The sequence below is a fragment of the Methylobacterium terricola genome, from assembly GCF_006151805.1.
Taxonomy (GTDB): Bacteria; Pseudomonadota; Alphaproteobacteria; order Rhizobiales; family Beijerinckiaceae; genus Methylobacterium; species Methylobacterium terricola.
Genome location: NZ_VDDA01000096.1, coordinates 1 through 1,294, shown reverse-complemented (window position 1 = coordinate 1,294; position 1,294 = coordinate 1). Strand labels below are relative to the sequence as shown.

General features: G+C 72.3%; 1 protein-coding gene. It reads left to right on the top strand.

Features of this window, described 5'->3' with window-relative positions:
* Positions 1-4: 4 nt before the first annotated feature.
* A partial coding sequence (gene thrC / locus FF100_RS36780) for a threonine synthase (RefSeq protein ID WP_139040927.1) occupies positions 5-1,294 on the top strand: 1,290 nt, incomplete at its 3' end.

Genomic DNA, 1,294 nt, shown 5'->3' with positions numbered 1-1,294 from the left:
CACCGTGCTTCATGTCTCGACCCGCGGCCAGGCCGCGCCGCTGACCTTCACCGACGCCCTCCTGGCGGGGCTCGCCCGCGACGGCGGCCTCTACCTCCCGCAGAGCTGGCCCCGGCTCGCCCCCGACACCATCGCGGGCCTCGCCGGCCAGCCCTACGCAGAGGCCGCCAAGACCGTGCTGGCCCCCCTCGTCGACGGCGAGATCGGCCAGGCCGACCTCGACCGCATGATCGACGAGGCCTACGCCACCTTCCGCCACCCCGCCACCTGCCCGCTCACCCAGCTCGGCGACAACCTCTTCCTCCTCGAACTCCACCACGGCCCGACCCTCGCCTTCAAGGACGTGGCGATGCAGCTGCTCGGCCGGCTGATGGACCACGCGCTGAAAGCCAAGGGCAGCCGCGCCACCATCGTCGGCGCCACCTCGGGCGATACCGGCAGCGCCGCCGTCGAGGCCTTCCGCGGCCTCGACAACGTCGACGTGTTCATCCTCTACCCCCACGGCCGGGTCTCCGAGGTCCAGCGCCGGCAGATGACCACGGTCGACGCGCACAACATCCACGCGCTCGCGGTGGAGGGCACGTTCGACGATTGCCAGGCGATCGTGAAGGCGCTGTTCCAGCAGCCGCGCTTTGCCGAGGAGGTGCGGCTGTCGGGGGTGAACTCGATCAACTGGGCCCGGGTCGCGGCGCAGGCGGTGTACTACTTCACCAGCGCGGTGGCGCTGGGCAGCCCGCGCCGTCCGGTGTCGTTCTCGGTGCCGACGGGCAATTTTGGCGACATCCTGGCCGGCTGGGCGGCCAAGCGCATGGGCCTGCCGGTCGGGCGGCTGATGATCGCGACGAATGCCAACGACATCCTGGCCCGGACGCTCGCGACGGGATCGTACGAGGTGCGGGGCGTGGCGCCGACGACCTCGCCGTCGATGGACATCCAGGTGTCGTCGAACTTCGAGCGTCTGCTGTTCGAGGCGCTCGACCGCGATGCCGGGGCGGTGACGCGGCTGATGGCGGGGCTGAAGCAGTCGGGGGCGTTCACGCTGGAGGCCGGCACCCTGGCGCGGATCCGGGCGGAGTTCGAGGCGGCCTGCGTGCCGGAGGATGAGGTCGTGGCGGAGATCCGCGAGGTATATGCCGGAACGGGGCAGATCCTCGACCCGCACAGCGCGATCGGGGTGCGGGCCGCGCGCCGGCTGCTGGCCGACGACCCGGCGACGCCGGTGGTGGCGCTGGCGACCGCGCATGCGGCGAAGTTCCCCGACGCGGTGGAGGCGGCGACGGGGGTTCGCCCGGCG